Consider the following 15,239-nt stretch of genomic DNA (forward strand, 5'->3'; position numbering starts at 1 on the left):
TCTCGACATGCCTTTCGATCCGCAGGCCCCGAGCGAGCAGGACCGCTCCCGAACTCATGCCCTGATCTGGTTCGGCGCCGCATGCACCCTCCTATCCCTCGTCAACCGCTTCCTGGGGATGGACAACATGATGGTTGTCATTGCCTATGGCGGCACCGCCGGAGGGCTTTTGCAAGCTGCGCTCAGCAGGGCCAGCGACGAATACCTTCGCGGACTCTACAATGTGGGTTGGCGAACCATGGGGACCGGTGTCGCTCTCTATTTGATGGCACTTTTTGTTTTCGCTGCTGGTGATCTGTCGAGACAGGCGGGGCATTGGGCCTCGAGCGGCACGAAACCGTCAGACAGCATGTTCGACATCAACGGGTTTCTCGTCGATCCAATCTCGCTCTGCGTCATCCTGGCGATCCTCTTCTATGGCGGCTTTGCTTTCGCCTGGCTGCGCGATCGTTTCACCACGGAGAGCAGCGCATGAAAAACCGCCTGAAAGTCCTGCGCGCCGAGCGCGACTGGAGCCAGGCGGAGCTGGGTATGCATCTCGACGTGTCGCGTCAGGCGGTGAACGCCATCGAGACCGGCAAGCACGACCCCTCGCTACCCCTCGCCTTCCGTATCGCCCGCCTGTTCGAAATGCCGATCGAGGAGATTTTTGATGACGAACTCGACTGAGATCGACGCTCCAGAGAACGACCAACCTTCTCCGTTCCGCCGCTGGCTGGGCGTGGGCACTCTGGGTTTTATCCTGATCGCATTGCTCGGCTTTGTCACCGGCGTGCTGATGTCTGCAGCCGAGAGAGGCGGATTTACGACGCGCGGCGGCGTGCTTCTGACGGTCGCGATCTTTTTGATTGCCCTATGCGCATGGGGTGTTGTCAGGCTTAAACCGGCAATACTGACCGGCGAACCTCAATCGAAGAAGACCAAACGCGCCAATTGGGTGCTTGTCGCCTGCGGCGTACTGGGCGGCGTTATAGGCCTCACGCTCTCGATCGCAGGGCTAGAAAACGGTGATTTCGGCGTCTTCAGTAACGGTCCGCTACCGCCGACGGTCGCGATAATCGTCGTGAGCGCCATCGCTTTGCTCACACCGCTTTTGAGCTTTTACTGGTACGCTAATGCCGACGAATTCGAGAAACGCGCCTCCGGCGATGGCGCCATAATTGCCATGTATGTCTATTCGGTGATCGCACCATGCTGGTGGCTGCTCGAACGCGCCGCCCTGATCCCGCCGCAGGAACCGATGATTGTGTACCTGCTTGTCATAACCGTTTGGGGCCTTGTCTGGCTTTATCGAAAAGCCAATTAGCTCTTACTCGCTCTCACAGGAAACTCGTTCATGAAAAAACTGCTTCTCGCCACCGCACCGATCGCCTTTCTTCTTCAGGGATGCGCGACCTACTCGGGCGCCGATGCGTCCACGGCGGTCGAAACGGCACCAGTCGCGCAAGCCACCGGACAAGGCCCGGCCCTGTGGAAGGTCGCCGACGATGACACGACGATTTACCTGTTCGGCACCGTCCATGCGCTTCCCGATGGGGTCGAATGGTACAAGGGGCCGATCGCGACTGCACTCGAAACGTCCGATACGCTGGTGACCGAATTGTCTGCGGACGCGACCAATGATCCGGCCTCGCAGCAGGCGGTCGCCCTGCAGGCCATGCTCCCGCCCGAAGACTCGCTGCGCGGGGTGCTGGGCGAGAAGCAGGCAGCCCGATATGAAGGCGCGCTCACCAAGCTGGGCCTGCCGGTCAATGCTTTCGATCGCTTCGAGCCGTGGTTCGCCGGCATGACGCTCGCCGTCCTGCCGCTGATGCAGCAGGGTTGGACCGCGGAGAGCGGCGTGGAGAAGGTAGTCGAAGGCCAGGCGAGCGAAACCGTGGCGCGAGAGGCGCTGGAGACGCTCGAATTCCAGATCGGCGTATTCGATAATCTCCCGCAGGAAACTCAGGTCGAGTTCCTGATGGCGACGGTCGACAACATGGATCAGGTTGTCCCACTGATGGACCAGATGCTTGCGGAATGGGTGGACGGCGATGCCGATGGCCTGGCCGAGCTTATGAACCGCAGCCTGACCGATCCGAAACTAGCCAAGGCGCTGCTGTATGATCGCAACGCCAACTGGGCCGAATGGATCGATACCCGGTTGGAAACGCCCGGCACCGTCTTCATCGCGGTGGGCGCAGGGCATCTCGCAGGCAAGAAAAGCGTGCAGGATTACCTCGCGAAGCGCAATATTGCAGTCACGCGGGTCCAGTGAACCGGCGATAGGCTGCGGCAGTGTTCAGATCCTTTCTCAGCGCCTTCGCTTGCCTCGGTCTGTGCGTAGCTTGCTCGCCGACGGCGGACGAGGCTGAGGGCGCCCGCAGCTATCCGGCGCTGTGGCAGATTGCGCGTGAGGACGGGATGGTCGAAGGCTGGCTGTTCGGGACGGTCCATTCCCTGCCCGATGACATGGCATGGCGATCTCCGCGCCTCGAGGAGGTGGTGCAGCAAGCCGACACGCTGGTCGTCGAAGTGGCGGACCTCGAGGATCGCGAGGCAATGGCCGCGTTGTTCGAAAGCATGGCCTATGATCGCGTCGAGGGCCCGGTGCGGGATCGGGTCCGCGAGGATCTGCAGGATGAGTTCGACGCCCTGATCGTCAAGGCGAAGGTGCGCCGTGCATACTTCGACTCAATGGAGAGCTGGGCTGCTGCTCTCGCGCTTGCACAGGCGGCCAATCCGAACCGGTCGGGCAGCGGGGCCGATCGCGAGCTCATTGCCGACTTCGCCGACCGTCCCCTGGTGGAACTGGAGGGCGCGCGCGAGCAGTTGGAGATTTTCGACCGGCTGCCGCCACCGCAACAGCGCGACCTCCTCGATGCGGTGCTCGAGGAAGCAAGCGCACAGGATCGTACCCCGGGCCGGGTCGCAAACGTGTGGGGCGAGGGAAACATCGAGGAACTGGAGGCCCTGACGCAGGCCGGAATGCTGGCCGATCCCGAATTGCGCGCCGCGCTGCTGGTCGACCGCAACGAGGCCTGGGCGGCGAGGCTCGAGAACCTGCTGTCCGCCCCGTCCCGTCCGCTGATTGCCGTCGGCGCGGGTCACTTGCTCGGCGAAGCTGGCCTGCCAGCCTTGCTGCGGGAGCGCGGTTATGTGGTCACCCGTGTCGAGTAGGCGCGCCGAATTGATGGCCCGCACGGGGCCCCGGGGCTTGCCTTTGCGGCGATAGCTGCTAAGCGCGCGCCTTCCGGCACCATGGTCATCCCTGGAGGCGTGGTGGACCGGGAGTATCAAATGCATTCGAAAGGTATGTGACATGAGCGACGCTCTGACCCTGCCGGCCGAGGCGCGCGAACGGGCTGGCAAGGGAGCCTCTCGTCAACTGCGCCGCGAAGGCCGCGTTCCCGCCGTGATTTATGGCGGTAAGGAAGAACCCACCCTGATTCACGTGGAAGCGAAGGAGCTAGTCCGCCAGCTCGGCACCGGCCACTTCATGAACTCGATCGTCGAGATCGAGCTTGACGGCAAGAAGGTCCGAACGCTTCCCAAGGACGTCGCCCTGCACCCGGTCAACGACCGGCCTGAGCATGTCGATTTCTTCCGCCTCGCCAAGGGCGGCAAGATCGAAGTCTCGGTCCCCGTCGTCTTTCTCAACGAAGAAGCTTCGCCCGGCCTCAAGAAGGGTGGCGTGCTCAACGTCGTCCGTCACGAGCTGGAGCTGGTGTGCGACAACGACAAGATCCCGAGCGAGATCGAGATCGATGTCACCGGCAAGGAAGTGGGTGATTCGATCCACATCAGCGAAGTGACCCTGCCTGCAGGCAGTGAGAGCGCGATCACCGATCGCGACTTCACCATCGCGACGCTGGTCGCACCTTCGGCCCTCAAGAAGAGCGAAGGCGCGGAAGGCGCTGAAGAAGAACTCACCGGCGAAGATATGGAACCGGGCGAAACCGCTGCTACCGAGCAGGGCCCGGACGCCGATGCTGCCGAAGAGCAGGAAGCGAAGAGCGAGTAACTCGCCTCGCGCATTGACGCAAAAAGAGGAAACGCCGGTCCGGTTTCGGGCCGGCGTTTTCTTTTGGCCGAAGCAAAGCTAGAGGGCGCGGATGCAGATATGGACCGGCCTCGGCAATCCTGGACCCAAATACGCACTGCACCGGCACAATGTCGGCTTCATGGCGTGCGACGTGATTGGCGAAGTGCACGGCTTCGGCCCGGTGCAGCAGAAGTTCTCCGGCTGGGTTCAGGAAGGGCGCATCGGTACCGAAAAGATCCTTCTCCTCAAGCCCGCCACCTTCATGAACGAGAGCGGTCGCTCTGTTTCCGAGGCGCTGCGGTTCTACAAGCTGGAACCCGAAGCACTCACGGTCTTCCACGATGAGCTCGACCTGGCTCCGTTCAAGGTGAAGGTCCGCGATGGCGGCGGTCTGGCGGGGCACAACGGACTGCGCTCGATCAACCAGCATATCGGCCCGGATTTCCGCCGGGTGCGCATCGGCATCGGCCATCCCGGCCATAAGGACCGGGTGACCGGTCATGTGCTGGGCAACTACGCCAAGGCCGAAATGGACGATCTGGCGGAAATGCTTGCCGCGATCGCCGCCGGGGCGCCGTGTCTCGCTGTCGGTGAGAATGCCAGGTTCATGAGCGACTTCGCCTTGCGCATGCAGGCGTAAGGAGGCGCCGAGTCAACGCGCGCCAGACCTGTTCCCAATTGAGACACGGCGGTCTGGCCGCTGGCGAACTGCGGTTTTGCGTGACAGTGAGGCCAAATCAATTATTCACCTCGAATGACGACGGGGATTTTGCCGTGAATTTCAAGCGACTCATTGTGAATGCCCTGGCCGCGATCGGGCTGACCGCAGCCGCGCCGGCATTTGCCGAACCGATCCTGCTGGATGCGGACAGCGTGGGCGAAAGCTTCACGATCTCCTTCGACGGCTTCGTGGATGGCGGCCCGTCGATCGACGGCCTGGGCTCGGAACTGACCCTGACGCTCACCGGGGTGGAACACGGCACCTATACTTTCGATTATGCGCTGACCAATGTCGGCGTCGGCGGTGATCACATCGACTCGCGTGTGTCTGGCTTCGCCTTCAACACCGATCCCGAGATCGCTTCGGCCACGAGCACCGGCGCCTATCGCTACACGAATACCAACTCGAACTATCCGAACGGCATCGGCACGGTCGACGTGTGCTTCCAGGCGCGCCGCACCGGCAGCTGCGCTGGCGGCGCTTCGGGTGGCGTGTTTGAGAACAACACCGGCACCGGGACGCTCAGCCTGAATTTCGGCACTGCCCCCGCGCAGCTTACGCTCGACGATTTCTTCGTCCGTTACCAGTCGGTCAGCGGCATCGACGGGGTGACGTCGGCCAGCGGTCGCCAGACCTCGACCACCAGCGGTGGAACGACCACCGGCGGCTCTACCAGCGGGATCGATGTTCCCGAACCCGGCATGATGCTGCTCTTCGGCCTCGCGGTATTGGGTCTTGCGATCGGTACGCGCCGTCGCCGCATCCAGCATGCACCTGCGAGCCTGGCCTACGCCTGATTGTTGAGCCCCTCGGCTCAAATATTGGCGGCGCGAGACCTCGGTTTCGCGCCGCCTTTCTTTTGCCGCGACCTGCCAGGATACGAGGCTCCCATCGGGCGGGAGGCCCAAACCACGAGCGCGTAGCGAGCCTCGCTAGCCGCGCACTGCCTCGTCGAGATGGCGCCTGATCGTCGGATTATCGGGCGCCAGCTCCGCCGCACGCCGCAACATCTCGAGCCCGCGTGCCCTCGAACCGGTCTGGACCAGCAACCATCCGGCTGTGTCCAGAATGCTGGCATTGTCGGGTTCCATCCGTGCTGCTTCCAGGGCCAGCTTCAGCGCTTCGTCGCGCTTGCCCTGCCGATCCTTGGCGAAAGCAAGATTGTTCAGCACCATCGCATTGCTGCCGCCCGTGCGCGACAGAATGCTCTCATAGCGCGTCTCGGCAACGCTCCACTGCTCGTTGCGCAGGGCCTGGTCGGCCTTGGCCAGCTCTCCACCGATCCATTCTGCAGAGGGGCGATCCACGCGACGTGCGAATTCCACAGCGGAGTCGCTGCCAGCTTCCTTCGCCGCTCGTGCCGCGAGGCGCAGCTCGGCTGGCGTCGCATCGGGACGACTGGCGAGCGGCCGGATCGTGGCAAGCGCATCGTCTGAATTGCCGGCTGCAAGCTGCGCGCGCGCAACCAGTGTACGCAGCGGACGCGAATAGGGCTGACGATTCAGCTCCGGCTCGAGCACGCCCAGGGCGACGGCAGGCTGTCCGATTTCAACGAGCGATTCTCCATAGATCGCGACGAGTCCCGTGCCGTCTCTCAGATCGGCTTCGTGCGGCTGCAGGAGCTTGCGCACCCGCTGCCATTCGCCCTGCCCCGCGGCGATCCGTGCATCGAGGAAGGCCACGCCGCGATCATCGGGTGCCTCACTGGCAAGATCGGCCGCGATCGCCGATGCCTCGTCGAACCGCTCGAGCCGGGCGAGCGTGTTGGCTTTGCCGAGCCTGCCGTCGAAATTGGCCGGATGGAGTTCCAACGCGCGATCATAGGCCCCGAGGGCCGATCGCAGGTTGTTTCTGCGGGTTTCGATTTCGCCCCGCACGAGATGAGCCTCGACTAGCTTCGGCTCTTCCTTGGCGGCGCTCGCCACCAGATCACCGGCCTTGTCGAGATCGCCGCGCGCCAGTTCGAAGCGAGCGTAGGAAGCCAGCAGCCGTGCATTCGCCCCTTCCCGCGCCGCGCCTTGCGCAAAAGCTTCTGCAGCCGCGTCGAACTTCTCCTGTCCCACGAAGGCCAGCGCCCTGATCCGGTCCGCCGCCGCGATATCCATCCCCTCAACCGCGGCGAGCGCCTCGTCGAACCGCCCGCGCAGAACGTCGGTCTCCGCGCGCATCAGAACGACCCGATCCTGCCGTGCGAACGCGTCCGACAGTGCATCGAGCGAGGCCGCCGCACCCTCGCCATCGCCGAGCGCGATCTGCGAGCGGGCCAGCAACAGCCGCATCTCGTCATTGCCCGGCGCATCCTTGAGGCCGGCGATCAGCGAGATTCGCGCGGCGCGAAAATCATTGGCGGCAAAAGCTTCTTGCGCGTCGGCGAAACGCGTTTCGGGGCTAGGAGAACATGCCGCCAGCGCGCCGGCAAGGAGAAGGGTCGAAGCAAGTTGGCGTGTCCGGATCATGGCCTCCCTCTAGGACAAATCTCCTAAGACTTCACTGAAAACCGCTTGCGCACGGCAGCCTTCCAAACTGCAGCCCGCATGCTAGTCTGCTGCGCTGCAAAAGGAGACCGCAATGCCCGATATCGACCGCCGTTCCTTGCTCGCCGGTGCCGCCGCGACCGGCGTAGCACTTACCGCCGCCAACAGTGCGCTTGCCCAGACGATGGCCGTGCCTGCGCGCATGGAGGGAAAGAGCATCCTTGTGACCGGCTGTTCCTCGGGCTTCGGACGTCTCATGGCCGAGGATTACGCGCGCAAGGGTGCCAAGGTCTTCGCCACCATGCGCAACCTGCCGCGCCCCGAAGCGGAAGAATTGCGCGCGCTGGCGAAAAGCGAGAATCTCGATCTGCATGTCATCGAGATCGATGTCACCGACGATGCCCAGGTCGCCGCTGGAGTGGCCGAGGCCGAGCGCATTGCAGGAGGTGGCCTCGACGTGCTGGTCAACAATGCCGGTATCGGCATTTCCTCGCCGGTCGAGGTGCAAGACATGCAGGCGACGCAGCTGATTTTCGACACCAATGTCTTCGGCTGCCATCGTATGGCTCGCGCGGTTCTGCCGGGCATGCGCGCCAGGGGCTCAGGCCTGATCGTGCCGATTTCAAGCCAGCTAGGACGCGTCATCGTGCCCTATTCCGGGCATTACTCGGCGACCAAGTTCGCGCTCGAAGCGATGAGCGAGCAGCTGGCCTACGAGCTTGTGCCGCATGGCATCGACGTCGCGATCATCGAACCCGGCGGCTATCCGACCGAGGTCTGGGTCAACCGCAATATCTATTCGGGCCAGCTGAAGGAGCGCGCCGCTGAAATCCACACGAGTGGCTATCCCCAAATCGTTGCGCGCATGGGCGAGGAGGACGGGACGACCAGAACGGCCGATCCGATGGATGTGCCCAACGCCATCGCCGCGATCATCGCGATGCCGCCGGGAACACGCCCGCTGCGCACGCCCGTCCATCCCGGCAACAAACCGCAAGTGCCGATCAACGAGGTGAGCTCACGGGTGCAGGTCGATTGGCTCGGCCAGTCACCTTTCGGACCGCTGATTACTGCGGTCCATAACGTCTGACGCTCTGGCCTTCTGCGAGTTGCGCGTCTAAGGGCGCGCGCACACACTTTTTCCGGAGTCATCGATGGGTTTCCGCTGCGGGATCGTCGGCCTGCCGAATGTCGGCAAGTCCACCCTTTTCAACGCCCTTACCGAAACGCAGGCCGCGCAGGCTGCGAATTATCCCTTCTGCACGATCGAGCCCAATGTCGGCCAGGTCGCGGTGCCCGACGAGCGGCTCGATGCGATCGCGGGCATTGCGAATTCGGCGAAGGTCGTCCCGACGCAGCTGGCCTTCGTGGACATCGCGGGCCTGGTGAAGGGCGCGAGCAAGGGCGAAGGTCTGGGCAACCAGTTTCTCGGCAACATCCGCGAGGTCGACGCCATCGTCCACGTCCTGCGCTGTTTCGAGGATGACGATATCCAGCATGTCGCGAACAAGGTCGATCCGATTGCCGATGCCGAAGTCGTCGAAACCGAGCTGATGCTTGCCGATCTCGAGAGCCTGGAAAAGCGCGTGCCCGCTGCTGCCAAGCGCGCCACAGGCGGCGACAAGGAAGCGAAAATTATGGCCAGCGTCCTCGGCCAGGCACTCGATCTCCTGCGCGACGGAAAGCCAGCCCGGCTGACCGAGCCCAAGGATGACGAGGAGGCACGCCTGTTCCGGCAGGCGCAGCTGCTTACCGCCAAGCCCGTGCTGTATGTGTGCAACGTTGCCGAGGAGGATGCCGCGAAAGGCAATGCCTTGTCCGAACTCGTCTTCGAGAAGGCCCGGGCCGAAGGGGCGGAAGCCGTAGTCGTCTCGGCCGCCATCGAAAGCGAGCTGGTCGGCATGCCGCAGGAAGATCGCGCGGAGTATCTTGCCGAACTGGGCCTCGACGAGTCGGGCCTCAGCCGGGTCATCCGCGCTGGCTACAAGCTGCTTGGACTCAAGACCTTCTTCACCGCAGGCCCTAAGGAATCGCGCGCCTGGACCTTTCCCGATGGCGCGAAGGCCCCGCAGGCGGCCGGCGAGATCCACACCGATTTCGAACGCGGTTTCATCCGCGCCGAAACCATTGCCTATGACGACTACGTCTCGCTCGGCGGCGAAGCCGGGGCCAAGGATGCCGGCAAGTTGCGGCAGGAAGGCAAGGACTATGTCGTTCAGGACGGCGACGTGATGCTGTTCAAGTTCAACGTCTGAGGTTCGCGATGAAGCAGGTTGCGGCAGCCTTCGCTCTTTGTTTCGCCAGCCTTGCGGCAGGCTGCACCACCGTAACCGACGCGCAGGTCGCCAGCGTGTCCGTCGAACATCGCGAGCCGGTGACGATCCTCGTCTCGATCGACGGCTTTCACCCCGATTACCTCGACCGGGGTCTGACGCCGACCTTGTTGCAGCTGGCGCAATCGGGCGTGCGCGCGGCGATGCAGCCATCCTTCCCCAGCAAGACCTTTCCCAATCACTGGACGCTGGTGACAGGTCTCGTTCCCGATAATCACGGGATCACCGCCAATCGCATGGAGGACCCGGGGCGCCCCGACGAGGCGTTCACGATGGCCAATGTCGATCCCTGGTGGTGGTCGGATGCCCGCCCGATCTGGGTCGATGCGGAACAGGCAGGGATACGCAGCGCGGCAATGTTCTGGCCCGGATCTGCCGTGCCGTGGGGCGGGACCGCGCGCCGCTATGGCCCGGTCGACGATGGCGCCATGCCGAGCGACTGGCAGGCGTTCAGCATGCAGGTGTCGAACACCCAGCGCGTGAACAGCGTGCTGGACTGGCTGCGCCGCCCTGCCGAAATCCGGCCTGAGTTTGTCACGCTATATTTCGACACGGTCGACAGCGCCGGTCATGGTGGTGGTCCGCAAAGCGAGGAAGTGAACGCCTCACTGCGCGACATCGACCGGCATATCGCAAATCTCGTTGCGGGGCTCGACACACTGGACCAGCCAGCGAATCTCGTGATCGTCTCGGATCACGGCATGGCCGCCACGAGTTCGGAGCGGGTCATCGCGCTTGCCGATTTCGTCGATCCTTCGCTCTATCGCATGGTCGAGGGCGGGCCTTACGCGACATTCGAGGCGACCGAGGGTAACGCTGCCGCTTTCGAACAGGCGCTGCTGACCGACCACGAACACATGCAGTGCTGGCGCAAGGGCGATATTCCGGAGCGGTTCGATTACGGTACGCACCGGCGTATTCCGCCCTATCTTTGCCTTGCCGATATCGGATGGACGATTTCGACGGAGCGGTCCGACAGCAGCTGGACAGGCGGAACGCATGGCTATGATCCGGCAGCGCCGGAAATGGCCGCGCTGTTCATCGCAAACGGCCCTGCGTTTGCCAGCGCTCGCGTTCTGCCAGGTTTCAGCAACACGGCAATCGAGCCGCTCTTGCGCGAGCTGATCGGGCTCCCGCCCCGCGCGAGAGCCGATGGCAGCATCGATCCGCTGCGCCCGGCGCTGGCGGATTGATATCGGAACGGATTGCCACCACCCGCCGTTAGCACCTGAGAACAACAGGGAGCTGCCACGTGGTCGATAAGTCGGAGAAGTTCAATTGGTTGGTGCGCGTAGGCTATTTCAGCCGCGCGATCCTCTATTTCGTCCTCGGGCTGATCGCGCTCACGAGCGCGCAGAAGATCGCAGAGGGGACGAACGGCATCTTCCAGGCGATCCAGGATTTTCCTCTGGGCACAGCAATCCTGTGGATCATGGTGGTGGGCCTTATCGCCTATGCCTTGTTCCGCTTCTGCTCGCTTTTCTTCGATATCGAGAACAACGGCTCTGATGCGAAAGGTTGGGGCAAGCGCCTCGGCCATGCCGGCAGCGGTGTCGCTCACCTCGCCCTCGCCTATTCGGCGTACAAGTTTGCCACCAGCGACACCGGCGGTTCGGGCGGCGGTAGCGGCGGGAGCGGCGGCGGCGGCGCGCAGGAAGCGGCGTCGGGCGTTCTCTCGTTCGAGTTTGGCGGCATTGTGCTCGGCCTGCTCGGAGTGGCGCTGTTCATCGCTGCTTTCCACCAGGCGAAGAAGGGCGTGACCGGCAGTTTCATGAACCGCATCAGCGCGCAGGCGCCTGATGCTACGCGCTGGCTCGGTGGAGCGGGCTTCCTCGCGCGCGCAGTGGTTTATACCGTCATCGGGTGGTCGCTGTTTCAGGCCGGCTTCATGTCGGGCGGCGCGGACCAGATCAAGACGCTCGGCGATGCCGTTGCGAGCCTTGCCGGTGACGGATGGATCTTCACGCTGACTGCCCTCGGCCTGCTCCTCTTCGGCCTCTTCAGCCTGGTGCTCGCGCGTTACCGGATCATTCCCGATCTCGACTCCGATGCCGGAGTGCCGAAGTTCAGGGCCTGACTTGAAACATACCCCCCGGGGGTATAGTTTAAGACCATGACCCAGACCGCGAAACTTTATCGCATGGTGATGGACAAGCATGTCTGTCCCTACGGTATCAAGTCCAAATGGCTGCTCGAGAGCAAGGGGTTCGAGGTGGAAGACCACCATCTCGAAACCCGTGAGCAAACCGATGCTTTCAAAGCGAAGCACGGCGTCGAAACGACGCCGCAGACTTTCATTGGTGGCGAACGCATCGGCGGCTACGACGCGCTGCGTAAACACTTCGGTGAGGCGAAGGAAGACAGCGGCAAAAGCTACACGCCCGTCCTCGCCGTGTTCGCGGTGGGTGCCGCGCTTGCGGTGGCGCTCAGCCTGTTTGTCTATCAAACGCCCCTAACCGTCCGCACGGCAGAATGGTTCGTGGCGTTTTCCATGGCCATGCTCGCCATGCTCAAACTTCAGGATGTCGAGCAATTCTCCACCATGTTCGTCGGCTATGATCTTCTGGGAAAGCGGTGGGTTCCCTACGCCTATGCCTACCCCTTTCTCGAAGCGACCGCCGCGGTTCTGATGGCGGGGCGGATACTCCCGTGGATTTCGATTCCGGTTGCGCTGTTCATCGGCACTATCGGCGCCGTCAGCGTGTTCTACGCCGTTTATGTCCAGAAGCGCGACATCAAATGCGCCTGCGTTGGCGGCTCTGGTAACGTGCCGCTCGGCTTCATATCGCTCAGCGAAAATCTCGCGATGATCGGCATGGGCATCTGGATGTTGCTTCGTCCGATGATCTGATCCAACGCTGGGGCATGATCTATTTCGAGGATATCGAGGTCGGCAGCCGCCAGTCGTTCGGACGTTACGAGGTTACGCGCGAGGAAGTGATCGACTTTGCTTCGAAATACGATCCACAGCCATTCCATCTGGATGACGAGGCAGCCGCGCAGACCCATTTCGGACGAATTTCCGCCAGCGGGTGGCATACCTGCGCAATGACCATGGCGATGCTGGTCGCGAACCTGAAAGCCACCCGTCAGGCTGGCCTCGGCTCTCCGGGGGTCGATCAGTTGCGCTGGGCCAAGCCAGTCTATCCCGGAGACACGTTGCGCTGCGAGAGTGAAGTCCTGGAAAAGCGGCGTAGCAGGTCGCGGCGCGAGATGGGCATATTCAAGAGCCGGACCACAACCTTCAACCAGCATGACGAGATCGTGCTCGACATGATCAGCAATGGCCTCATCCGCGTGCGTGATGAGGATGCCCCGATCAAGGATTAGGTTACGCGCCGCACTGCACGATACCGGTCGCCTGATAGACAGTGCGGTCCTGGGGATCGAAGACTGTGAGCTCGCCCGAATAATCGCTCGTTTCATCCCCACTCGGCGCGCCGCTTTCCTCGTCGATCGTCAAGCGGAAAGAGTAGGTCGTGCCGTCATATTCGCTGCGCGCCAGATAGGGTAGTTCCGCACTACCGGTGTCGGCTGCCAGCTCGACGATCGCATCTTCGAGTTTGAGATAGCCGGTTTCCGCCATGGCGATGGCGACAGCCCCGAGACCCCCGCCATCGGGCGCGAAACTGCAGCCGGCTCCGTAAAGATCGTTGGCCTCGATATCGGGATAGAGGATCGGTTGGGGTTCAATGGAAAGCGGCGGCGGCGACTGCGTGGCCTCCACCTCGGCGATCGCGGCCTGGCGCTCTTCCTCGGTCGGTTCGGACGAACAGGCCGCCAGCGCCAGCAATGCCATGGGTATTGCGATCCGCATCAATGCCTCCCGAACAGTTTCTCGACGTCTTCCATGGACAGTTTGACCCATGTCGGACGCCCGTGGTTGCATTGACCCGAACGCGGCGTGCGCTCCATTTCGCGCAGCAATGCATTCATCTCATCGACGCGCAGTGTCCGCCCCGCCCTCACCGATCCGTGACAGGCCATCGTGGCGAGAACGAGGTCGAGTTTCTCGCCGAGCAGGAGCGGATCGCCGTTGAGCGCCAGATCATCGTCGATATCGCGCAACAGCTTTTCCGGATCGGTCCTGGCGATGGCATGCGGCATCGCGCGCACGAGCATGGCGGAGGGACCGAACCTCTCGATCCCGAGACCCAGTTCGGCAAGCTTCGGCGCTGCCTCCTCAAGCCGGTCGCAAGCAGTTTCCTCGAGTTCAACGACTTCGGGTATAAGCAGGGCCTGTTCGCGCTTCACTGCGTCTTCCGCCCCTGCGGCGCGCAGCCGTTCAAGGACGAGGCGTTCGTGCGCCGCGTGCTGGTCTACCAGGACGAGGCCGTCGCTTGCTTCCGCCACGATATAGGTATTGGCAACCTGCCCGCGAGCAATACCGAGGGGAAAGTCGTGATCGGCGGCCGAAATCGGAATCGCTTCTTCGGCTCGTCCACGCGGCGCGGCCATGACCCCGGCATCCGCTCCATGCCAGGGGGTGTTTGGCTCCGCGACGCGCCGTGATGGCTCGTTCCAGTCGCGCCCGGAGAAGATCGAGCGTAACGCCGGGCTCGCCTCTTCCTGCATCGGCTCGGACTGCCACCGCGCCATTGCGCCCGCGTCCGGTGTCTGCGCGCTGCGCTTGTCACCGGTCGCCAGAGCCTGACGGAGGCCCGACACGATGAAGCCCCGCACACCCTGCGCATCACGAAACCGGACCTCGGTTTTGGCCGGGTGGACGTTCACGTCCACATCTTCAGCGGGAATCTCCAGGAACAGCGCCAGCACAGCGTGCCGGTCGCGCGCAAGCATGTCGGCATAGGCACCGCGCACTGCCCCTGTCAGCAGGCGATCCTTCACCGGTCGGCCGTTGACGAACAGATACTGGTGATCAGCGATCCCGCGATTGTAGGTCGGCAGCCCTGCAACGCCGGTCAGCCGCATCGCGCCGCGTTCCATGTCGATCAGGACCCCGTTGTCCTTCAACTCCCGCGCGACGATCTGCGCCACGCGATCGTGCGCCGCGTCGCCAGCCTGCAGGGCGATGATGCGCCGGTCGCCATGATCCAGAGTGAAGGCGATGTCGGGGCGGGCCATCGCGAGCCGCTGGACGACATCCTTGCATGCGGCATACTCGCTGCGCGGGGTGCGCAGGAACTTGCGGCGTGCGGGAATCTTGCCGAACAGATTCTCGACCCGGACCCGCGTGCCGGGTGGCAGGGCGGCCGGACCTTCTGCAATCATCGTTCCATGGTCGACGACGCGCTTCCACCCCTCGGCCGCACCCTGCGGCCGGCTTTCGAGAGTAAAGCGCGCGACGCTGGCAATGCTCGGCAGCGCCTCCCCGCGAAAGCCCAGGGTCGTCACCTGCTCGATTGCCTCGTTCGGCAATTTCGAGGTGGCGTGACGCTCGAGCGCCAGGGCCATTTCTTCAGGAGCCATGCCGCAGCCGTCGTCGGTGACTTCGAGCGCGGTCAGGCCGCCGTCGACCAGTTGAACCGCGATTCTGCCGGCACCCGCGTCGATCGCGTTCTCGACCAATTCCTTCAAAGCGGACGATGGCCGTTCGACGACTTCGCCCGCAGCGATGCGGTTCACCAGCGTATCGGGAAGACGGCGAATGTGCGGCATTTCGCCAGCCTAGCGGTGAGTGGGCGCGAATCCGAGGTCGGGCGAGCGAGTTTCCACCACTGACGACA

The 15,239-nt window shown here is 63.2% G+C and carries 17 protein-coding genes; 14 read left to right on the plus strand and 3 right to left on the minus strand.

What is annotated here, in order from left to right:
- The first annotated feature begins 7 nt into the window (after positions 1-7).
- From P8Q88_RS14565 to P8Q88_RS14600, 8 genes are all read left to right on the plus strand, one after another.
- Complete coding sequence (locus P8Q88_RS14565) at positions 8-475, plus strand: hypothetical protein (protein ID WP_278324582.1); 468 nt, start codon at positions 8-10, stop codon at positions 473-475.
- A complete protein-coding gene (locus tag P8Q88_RS14570) occupies positions 472-669 on the plus strand; it encodes a helix-turn-helix transcriptional regulator (protein WP_278324583.1) in 198 nt (65 codons plus the stop codon). Before P8Q88_RS14565 ends, P8Q88_RS14570 begins: the two co-directional genes overlap by 4 nt.
- The gene (locus P8Q88_RS14575; RefSeq protein ID WP_278324584.1) at positions 653-1,306 is read left to right on the plus strand and encodes a hypothetical protein; all 654 of its coding nucleotides are present in this window, start codon (positions 653-655) and stop codon (positions 1,304-1,306) included. The genes P8Q88_RS14570 and P8Q88_RS14575 overlap by 17 nt, the downstream gene beginning before the upstream one ends.
- Positions 1,307-1,336: 30 nt before the next feature.
- A complete protein-coding gene (locus tag P8Q88_RS14580) occupies positions 1,337-2,257 on the plus strand; it encodes a TraB/GumN family protein (protein ID WP_278324585.1) in 921 nt (306 codons plus the stop codon).
- A 20-nt stretch (positions 2,258-2,277) separates the two neighbouring features.
- Complete coding sequence (locus tag P8Q88_RS14585; protein ID WP_278324586.1) at positions 2,278-3,159, plus strand: TraB/GumN family protein; 882 nt, start codon at positions 2,278-2,280, stop codon at positions 3,157-3,159.
- A 142-nt stretch (positions 3,160-3,301) separates the two neighbouring features.
- Positions 3,302-4,003 (plus strand): 50S ribosomal protein L25/general stress protein Ctc, encoded by a 702-nt coding sequence (locus P8Q88_RS14590; protein WP_278324587.1) that lies wholly within the window; start codon positions 3,302-3,304, stop codon positions 4,001-4,003.
- Positions 4,004-4,094: 91 nt separating this feature from the next.
- Positions 4,095-4,664 carry an aminoacyl-tRNA hydrolase gene (gene pth, locus P8Q88_RS14595; RefSeq protein WP_278324588.1) on the plus strand — a complete coding sequence of 190 codons (570 nt, stop codon included), beginning with the start codon at positions 4,095-4,097 and terminating at the stop codon, positions 4,662-4,664.
- Positions 4,665-4,798: 134 nt separating this feature from the next.
- The gene (locus tag P8Q88_RS14600) at positions 4,799-5,542 is read left to right on the plus strand and encodes a cistern family PEP-CTERM protein (protein ID WP_278324589.1); all 744 of its coding nucleotides are present in this window, start codon (positions 4,799-4,801) and stop codon (positions 5,540-5,542) included.
- 135 nt (positions 5,543-5,677) lie between these two features.
- Here P8Q88_RS14600 and P8Q88_RS14605 read toward each other — a convergent pair whose 3' ends face one another.
- Entirely contained in the window at positions 5,678-7,201 is a 1,524-nt protein-coding gene (locus P8Q88_RS14605; protein WP_278324590.1) for a tetratricopeptide repeat protein, read from the minus strand.
- A gap of 112 nt (positions 7,202-7,313) precedes the next feature.
- On the opposite strand from P8Q88_RS14605, the gene P8Q88_RS14610 reads away from it, so the two are divergent.
- The 6 genes from P8Q88_RS14610 (at position 7,314) to P8Q88_RS14635 (ending at position 12,882) form a co-directional block, all read left to right on the plus strand.
- Positions 7,314-8,309, plus strand: coding sequence for an SDR family oxidoreductase (locus P8Q88_RS14610; protein WP_278324591.1), 996 nt, complete (start codon positions 7,314-7,316; stop codon positions 8,307-8,309).
- Between the two features lie 64 nt (positions 8,310-8,373).
- Complete coding sequence (gene ychF, locus P8Q88_RS14615) at positions 8,374-9,474, plus strand: redox-regulated ATPase YchF (protein WP_278324592.1); 1,101 nt, start codon at positions 8,374-8,376, stop codon at positions 9,472-9,474.
- Between the two features lie 8 nt (positions 9,475-9,482).
- Positions 9,483-10,745, plus strand: coding sequence for an alkaline phosphatase family protein (locus tag P8Q88_RS14620; RefSeq protein WP_278324593.1), 1,263 nt, complete (start codon positions 9,483-9,485; stop codon positions 10,743-10,745).
- A 59-nt stretch (positions 10,746-10,804) separates the two neighbouring features.
- Positions 10,805-11,629 carry a DUF1206 domain-containing protein gene (locus P8Q88_RS14625; protein WP_278324594.1) on the plus strand — a complete coding sequence of 275 codons (825 nt, stop codon included), beginning with the start codon at positions 10,805-10,807 and terminating at the stop codon, positions 11,627-11,629.
- Between the two features lie 36 nt (positions 11,630-11,665).
- Positions 11,666-12,403 (plus strand): MauE/DoxX family redox-associated membrane protein, encoded by a 738-nt coding sequence (locus P8Q88_RS14630; protein ID WP_278324595.1) that lies wholly within the window; start codon positions 11,666-11,668, stop codon positions 12,401-12,403.
- 14 nt (positions 12,404-12,417) lie between these two features.
- Complete coding sequence (locus tag P8Q88_RS14635; protein WP_278324596.1) at positions 12,418-12,882, plus strand: MaoC family dehydratase; 465 nt, start codon at positions 12,418-12,420, stop codon at positions 12,880-12,882.
- A gap of 1 nt (position 12,883) precedes the next feature.
- On the opposite strand, the gene P8Q88_RS14640 is transcribed toward P8Q88_RS14635, so the two are convergent.
- Together P8Q88_RS14640 and mutL are read right to left on the minus strand one after the other, a co-directional pair.
- Entirely contained in the window at positions 12,884-13,369 is a 486-nt protein-coding gene (locus tag P8Q88_RS14640) for a hypothetical protein (RefSeq protein ID WP_278324597.1), read from the minus strand.
- Entirely contained in the window at positions 13,369-15,171 is a 1,803-nt protein-coding gene (gene mutL / locus P8Q88_RS14645; RefSeq protein WP_278324598.1) for a DNA mismatch repair endonuclease MutL, read from the minus strand. Before mutL ends, P8Q88_RS14640 begins: the two co-directional genes overlap by 1 nt.
- Positions 15,172-15,239 lie beyond the last annotated feature (68 nt).

This window comes from Qipengyuania marincola (assembly GCF_029688625.1).
In the GTDB taxonomy this organism is placed as follows: domain Bacteria; phylum Pseudomonadota; class Alphaproteobacteria; order Sphingomonadales; family Sphingomonadaceae; genus Qipengyuania.